The 6,605-nt window shown below is 63.2% G+C and carries 6 protein-coding genes and 2 pseudogenes; 1 reads left to right on the forward strand and 7 read right to left on the reverse strand.

The genetic code is table 11. The features are described 5' to 3' along the window. Positions 1 to 246: pseudogene (locus Q0D45_RS19910) on the forward strand (M48 family peptidase); the annotation flags it as partial. Positions 247 to 254: 8 nt separating this feature from the next. On the opposite strand, the gene Q0D45_RS19915 reads toward Q0D45_RS19910, so the two are convergent. The 7 genes and pseudogenes from Q0D45_RS19915 to Q0D45_RS19945 form a co-directional block, all read right to left on the reverse strand. After that, a complete protein-coding gene (locus Q0D45_RS19915) occupies positions 255 to 1,256 on the reverse strand; it encodes an SDR family NAD(P)-dependent oxidoreductase (protein ID WP_293397170.1) in 1,002 nt (333 codons plus the stop codon). A gap of 61 nt (positions 1,257 to 1,317) precedes the next feature. Continuing rightward, positions 1,318 to 2,412, reverse strand: a complete 1,095-nt coding sequence (locus tag Q0D45_RS19920; RefSeq protein ID WP_293397173.1) for a tetratricopeptide repeat protein — start codon at positions 2,410 to 2,412, stop codon at positions 1,318 to 1,320. 13 nt (positions 2,413 to 2,425) lie between these two features. Further along, complete coding sequence (locus Q0D45_RS19925; RefSeq protein ID WP_293397176.1) at positions 2,426 to 2,719, reverse strand: lipopolysaccharide assembly LapA domain-containing protein; 294 nt, start codon at positions 2,717 to 2,719, stop codon at positions 2,426 to 2,428. 52 nt (positions 2,720 to 2,771) lie between these two features. Next, positions 2,772 to 3,080 (reverse strand): integration host factor subunit beta, encoded by a 309-nt coding sequence (locus Q0D45_RS19930; RefSeq protein ID WP_022977009.1) that lies wholly within the window; start codon positions 3,078 to 3,080, stop codon positions 2,772 to 2,774. Positions 3,081 to 3,241: 161 nt separating this feature from the next. Beyond that, the gene (gene rpsA, locus Q0D45_RS19935) at positions 3,242 to 4,936 is read right to left on the reverse strand and encodes a 30S ribosomal protein S1 (protein WP_293397181.1); all 1,695 of its coding nucleotides are present in this window, start codon (positions 4,934 to 4,936) and stop codon (positions 3,242 to 3,244) included. 106 nt (positions 4,937 to 5,042) lie between these two features. Continuing rightward, a complete protein-coding gene (gene cmk / locus Q0D45_RS19940; RefSeq protein WP_293397184.1) occupies positions 5,043 to 5,732 on the reverse strand; it encodes a (d)CMP kinase in 690 nt (229 codons plus the stop codon). Further along, positions 5,729 to 6,605, reverse strand: a pseudogene (locus Q0D45_RS19945) (3-phosphoshikimate 1-carboxyvinyltransferase); the annotation flags it as partial. The gene cmk and the pseudogene Q0D45_RS19945, both read right to left, overlap by 4 nt.

Genomic DNA, 6,605 nt, shown 5'->3' on the forward strand with positions numbered 1-6,605 from the left:
CGCATCGACACCTATCGTCTGCTGGCCGCCGCTGCCCGCGCTTCCGGCAACGTGGCCGAAGCGCAGTACCAGCAGTGCCTGTACTACTTCGGCCGCGGCGATGTTCGCGGCGCCTTGCAGCAGCTGAATGCGGGCTTGCGAGTCGCCAGCATCACGACCCAGGATCGTTCGCGCCTCAGTGCCAAGCGTCAGGAAATTCTCGAGACGATTCCGAAGGATCAGCTGCGCCGGCTGCAGCGCGAGTAAGGCGCGTCTCAGCTTTCAGTTACACCTGATCTGAGGCGGCCGCTGTCGACCATCCAGCGATGGCAGTCCGCCAGCAGCGACGCCAGCGGTAGCGGTTCATAGCCAAGCTCGGCTACCGCTTTGGCATTGCGGCAGTAAAGCGTAGTCGACAACAGCTCGATCGCATCCACCGTCAGCTCCGGTTCGCGACGCAATAGCGGCGACAGCAGCTCGTCAAGCCTTGCCAGCGCACGCATCGCCGGCAACGGCAGGGAGCGCGGCCTGACCGGCACTTTCATCAGCTTGGCAATCGCCCGCGCCAGCCCGATGTAACTCGAATCGGCACCACCGAGCAGATAGTTGGAACCTGCTCGCCCCCGATCGACCGCGGCAACATGCGCGCGGACCACCGAGCGCACATGGCAGAAACTGCCGCCGCCGCCGGGCATGGCAGGCAGGCGTCCGCGCTCGACCATCCGGAACACCCGCGACCAGTTGTGCTCGTCATGCGGGCCGATGACATGGGCCGGATTGATGATCACCGCGTTCAGACCGCGGCTGATGCCTTGCCGGATCTCTCGCTCGGCAAGTGCCTTGCTGCGCACATAGTTGATCGTCGAACCGAGGCCGCGGGATGGCGTGTCTTCGGACACCGTGCCGCCATGCAGGCCGTAGGCGACCAGGCTCGAGGTATGGATGAAGCGCCCTGCCCTGGTTTCCAGCGCCACGCGCACGGCATTGCGCGTGCCCTTGACGTTGACCTTGAGCTGCTCGATGCGCTGACGCGACCACAGCGAAGTATTGGTCGCCGCGTGGAACACGGCATCGACCTGCGCCGGCATCGCCGCACGCAGACTGCGATGGTCGGTGACATCGCCGATGACGCGCTGCGCTGCCAGCTGCTCCAGCTGCTGCAGCTTGGCATCGGCCCGGTGCATGGCCGTTACCTGCCAGCCCTGGATCAGCAGTTCCTCGACCAGATTGACGCCGATGAAGCCATCGGCACCGGTCACGAATGCCGTTCGGCTCATGGTCGCGCGCCTGCCCAGGACGGCTGTGCCGCCACTGCGAGCTGCCGTTGCCGGCGCAGACTCAGAGGTCTTCCTTCGCGGGCGCGATCGTCGCCCATTGCTTGCAGCTCGGGCACTGCCAGAACAGCACGCCGGGCTTCAAGCCGCAGTTGCTGCAGGCGTAGCGCGGCTGTCCTTGCAGGCGCTTGCGATAGGCGCTGGTCAGACTCGCGGCGGTATCGAAACCGGGCATCGAAGCATCGATCCAGACCAGCAGGCCCCGCCAGTTCGGCGTTTTCATCAACCGGGTCGCCAGATAGGCCTGGGCGTTTTCGCCCTGCTCGGCCAAGATGTCGGCCTTGGCCAGCGCTACAGCCAGCGAATCCGGATGATCGGCTTCGGCATCGTCGAGAAACTGCACATAAGCGTCGGCATTGTCGCTTTCGAGGTGGCAGCGCTGCATCGGCGCCAGCACCTCCGGCAGATAGCGGACATCCTGCTCGATCGCGCGGGTGTAAGCCTTGATCGCCGCATTCCAGTCCTGGGCCGCTTCAGCGAGACTGGCCAGCAACAGGCTGGCGCGCGCGCAGCCGTGATCGGAGTCGAGTGCCTTCTCGGCGCGCTGATGGGCGGTTGCGAGATCGCCGTCATGGCGGGCGTTCTCGGCCAGCTCGCAGTGATGATGGGCGATGCGCCGTGCCTGGGATTTGCCCTGCACGCCCTGCAACTGGGCTGCCGTGCGCATCGCCTGCTGCCAGTCGCGGCCCTGCTCGTGCAGATCGAGCAGCAGTTCCAGCGCCTCGCCGAGATGCTGGCCAGCGGCGACCAGTTCCTGCAGCAGCTGTTCGGCCCGATCCATCACGCCGCCGCGGAGGAAATCCTGCGCCAGCTCCAGCCGTGCACGAGCCCCTTCGTCGGCGGTCAGCTCAGGCCTTGTCAGCACCGCTTCATGCAGCTGGATGGCGCGATCGAAATCGCCACGCTTGCGAAACAGGCTGCCGAGCGTCATCTGCAGTTCGACGGGATCGGTATCGGTCCGCGGCGGCAGGTTCATGTCCAGCCGCGGCTCACCGGGTGTCGACGGTTCCGGACGATCCAGCGTCTTGCGCTTGGCCATCGCCAAGCCAAGTACCACGCCTAGCGGCAGGAAAGCCCAGGAGAACAGCGTTTCGAACATCGCCGGACGATGCTCAGCGGCTGCCGAGCAGCGGCAGATTACGCAGGTTCTTGAGCTCGGTTTCGCTGTCGCGCAGCGCCTTGCGCAGACGACGGATTTCGCGATGCAGGCGCAGCATCCGCAGGCCGCATAGCGCCAGGGTCAGCACCGCTGCGATGACGAAGCTGAAGGCCACGAGCACGGCGACCCGAATTTCGGCCTGCCCGAAAAGATAATGGAAGGTAACTCTCTCGGCATTGAAATAACCGAGGCTGGCGCCAGTCAGAAACACCAGAGCCAGCAGGATCACGGTCAGCACTCGCAGCATGGGAAGTAGTCGATCCGGCGATGGGTGACAAAAACAGCGGGCTGACCGGCGATCAGAGATTCTTCAGCGGTGTGGTCTCGATGCTGGCATTGACGCGCTCCCGCATTTCCTTGCCAGGCTTGAAATGCGGCACGTGCTTGGCCGGAATCTGCACCGCTTCACCCGTTTTCGGATTGCGGCCGATGCGCGACGGACGGCTGTGCAGCGCAAAGCTGCCGAAGCCGCGAATCTCCACCCGCTCCTCATGAGCAAGCGCATCACTGATCTGGTCGAGCACCAGCTTCACGGCCAGTTCGACATCTTTCTGCATCAGATGGGTCTGCTTCAGCGCAAGCGCTTCGATCAGTTCGGATTTGGTCATAAATGCTTGCGTGATCAAACCTTTGGGACGGTCGACGATAGTGAAAAATAGCCGAGTGCGCAACCGTTGTCGCGCAAATTTCTCAAATGCGAGGCACAAAAAAAGAGCCGCGCGACTGCGCGGCTCTTCTGTGCTGCGGAAAAGCTCGGTGCTGGCTCGACTTAGTTGTCGTTGCCGCCGATCTGTTCCTTGAGCAGGTCGCCCAGGCTGGTCTTGCCAGTCGAAGCATTGCGGCTGTACTCGGCCACGGCTTCTTCTTCTTCCTGGATTTCCTTGGCACGAACCGACAGCGTCACGATGCGGTTCTTACGATCCACACCGATGAACCGCGATTCCAGTTCCTGACCGACCGACAGCACCTTGGTGGCATCTTCGACGCGCTCGCGCGCCAGATCGCCGGCCTTGATGTAGCCCTCGACACCGCCCGCGAGGGTGATGACGGCGCCCTTGGCGTCGACTTCCTTGACGATGCCCTTGACCATCTGTCCCTTCTGGTTGTCAGCAAGGAACATGGTGAGCGGATCCTGGCCCATCTGCTTGATGCCCAGGCTGATGCGCTCACGGGTACCGTCGATGGCAAGCACGGTGGCTTCCAGCTCCTGGCCCTTCGAGTAGCGACGAACGGCGGTTTCGCCTGCTTCGTTCCAGTCCAGATCGGACAGGTGGACGAGGCCGTCGATGCCGCCATCCAGACCGATGAAGATGCCGAAGTCGGTGATCGACTTGATCTGGCCCTTGACCTTGTCGCCCTTCTGGAAGTTCTGCGAGAACTCTTCCCATGGGTTCGGCACGCACTGCTTCATGCCGAGGCTGATGCGGCGGCGCTCTTCGTCGATGTCGAGAATCATGACTTCGACTTCGTCGCCGAGGTGCACGAGCTTGCCCGGGTTGACGTTCTTGTTCGTCCAGTCCATTTCGGAGACGTGGACCAGACCTTCCACACCCGGCTCGATTTCGACGAACGCGCCGTAGTCGGTGATGTTGGTGATCTTGCCGAACAGGCGAGTCTTTTCCGGGTAACGACGTTCGATGTCGACCCACGGATCCGCACCCAGCTGCTTCAGGCCGAGCGAAACGCGGCGACGCTCGCGGTCGTACTTCAGGACCTTGACTTCGATTTCCACGCCCACGGTCACGACTTCCGCCGGATCCTTGATGCGCTTCCAGGTCATGTCGGTGATGTGCAGCAGGCCGTCGATGCCGCCGAGGTCGACGAACGCGCCGTACTCGACGAGGTTCTTGACCACGCCGCGCAGGATCGCGCCTTCCTGGAGCTTCTCGAGCAGCATGTCGCGCTCGGCCGAGTATTCGGCTTCGAGCACTTCACGGCGAGAAACGACGACGTTGTTGCGCAGGCGATCGAGCTTGATCACCTTGAACTCGAGCGGCTTGCCTTCGAGATACGCGGTGTCGCGAACCGGACGGACGTCGACCAGCGAGCCCGGCAGGAACGCGCGGACATTGCCGATATCGACGGTGAAACCGCCCTTGACCTTGCCGGTGATGATGCCGATGACGGTTTCCTTGCCCTCGAACGCCTTCGTGAGGCGGTCCCAGGTCCGGATGCGTTCGGCCTTTTCCTTGCTGAAGCGGGTTTCGCCAAAGCCGTCTTCGACCGTTTCCAGCGCCACTTCGATGCGATCGCCGACCATCACCGTTGCCGGTGCGCCGTCGACCATGAATTCGGCGATGGGAATGACGCCTTCGGACTTGAGTCCGGCGTCGACGATCACAACATCAGCCTTAACTTCAAGCACCAGCGCGGTAACGATGGTGCCAGGCTGCATCGACTGGCCGCCTGAGAGGCTTTCTTCAAACATCTCGGCGAAACTGAGTTCAACGACACTTTCGATCATTCAGCAAGCTCTATAAGTAGGTAACGCTTCCATGGCGCCGCCCTGGCAACATGGTCTGAGGTTTAAGGATCGCCATCCTGGCAATCCGCTTTGCAACGGTCCCGCTCTATCGATCCAGCTGCCGGGAACCCAGCAGTTTTTCAATGTTTTCCAGCACTTCCGGTACCGCCATCCGCGTCGTGTCGATCACTACGGCGTCGGGCGCGGCAACCAGTGGCGCCACTGCTCGCTTGCGGTCGCGCTCGTCACGAGCACGGACTTCTACAAACAGGTCGTCGAGGTTAACACTTGCGCCTTTCCTGCTCAACTGGCGATAGCGGCGCTCCGCTCTTGCCTCGGGGCTCGCGTCAAGGAAAATCTTCAAGGTCGCATCGGTGAACACCACCGTGCCCATGTCACGGCCATCGGCGATCAGACCTGGCGCGGTACGGAAATCGCGCTGCCGTTGCAGGAGCGCCGCCCGCACCACCGGTGCAGTCGCGATCTGCGACGCGAGATTGCCGGTGGTCTCGGCGCGGATTTCATTGGTCCAGTTGGCACCACCGACCAGAATCGCTTCGTCGGCCTCGGTTTCGCCGATGAACTGGATCTGCAGATCGCTTGCCAGCGCAGCAACCCGTTCATGAGCATCCAGCGGAATGCCGGCATGCACGGCGGCGAGTGCCAGGATGCGATAAAGCGCACCGCTGTCGAGCCGATGCCAACCGGTCCGGGTCGCCAGCCAGCGGGTGACCACACCCTTGCCGACACCGCTCGGGCCATCCACCGCAATCACCAATGGCAGAACGGAAGTCACGATGGCTTCTGCTCGCTGACCCGCAGCCCGGCCTTGCCCATCAGGCTGACGAAGCCCGGGAACGAGGTGTTGACGTTGGCGCAATCGAGAATGGTGATCGCACCAGCCGCACGTAGGCCGGCGATCGCGAAGCTCATGGCGATGCGGTGATCGCCCTTCGAGTCCACCGTGCCACCGCCGATGCCGCCGCCGGTGATGATCGCGCCATCCGGCTGGGCGATCGCCGACACGCCGAGCGCAGTCAGGCCATCGCACATCGCGGCAATGCGGTCGGATTCCTTGACCCGCAGTTCTTCGGCCTCGGTGACCACCGTCGTGCCGCTGGCGCAAGCGGCGGCCACGAATACGGCCGGAAACTCGTCGATCGCCGAAGCGACCAGATCGCCGCCGATCGCGATGCCCTGCAATTGCCCGCCACGAACCCGAATATCGGCCACCGGCTCGCCGCCGAACAGGCGCTCGTTGGTCAGGTCGATCTGGGTGCCCATGCGGCGCAGGATTTCGATGATCCCGGTACGCGTCGGATTGATGCCGACGGCGGTCAGCAGCAGGTCCGAACCTGGCACGATCGCCGCCGCCACCATCGGGAACGTCGCCGAGGAAATATCCGCCGGTACTTCGATGTGGGTCGCCTTCAGGCGCTGGCCACCGCGAACGGCGGCGTAGCCTGGCGTTGCTTCCACCTCGACGCCGAAACCACGCAGCATCCGCTCGGTGTGATCGCGGGACGCTTCAGGTTCGCGGACTTCCGTCTTGCCGCTGGCGTAAAGCCCAGCGAGCAGAATGCCGCTCTTGACCTGCGCGCTGGCGACCGGCGAATCGTAGGAGATCGCCTTCAATCCGCTCGCGGGCGAGAACGTCAGCGGCGACGTG

The organism is Nevskia sp. (assembly GCF_023266035.1).
Classification (GTDB): Bacteria; Pseudomonadota; Gammaproteobacteria; order Nevskiales; family Nevskiaceae; genus Nevskia.

What these genes read in the sequence shown, in the direction of transcription:
- rpsA (WP_293397181.1), bottom strand. Translation starts at nt 4,936, where the DNA reads ATGATCGAAAGTGTCGTTGAACTCAGTTTCGCCGAGATGTTTGAAGAA.
- Q0D45_RS19920 (WP_293397173.1), bottom strand. Translation starts at nt 2,412, where the DNA reads ATGTTCGAAACGCTGTTCTCCTGGGCTTTCCTGCCGCTAGGCGTGGTA.
- Q0D45_RS19925 (WP_293397176.1), bottom strand. Translation starts at nt 2,719, where the DNA reads ATGCTGCGAGTGCTGACCGTGATCCTGCTGGCTCTGGTGTTTCTGACT.
- Q0D45_RS19915 (WP_293397170.1), bottom strand. Translation starts at nt 1,256, where the DNA reads ATGAGCCGAACGGCATTCGTGACCGGTGCCGATGGCTTCATCGGCGTC.
- Q0D45_RS19930 (WP_022977009.1), bottom strand. Translation starts at nt 3,080, where the DNA reads ATGACCAAATCCGAACTGATCGAAGCGCTTGCGCTGAAGCAGACCCAT.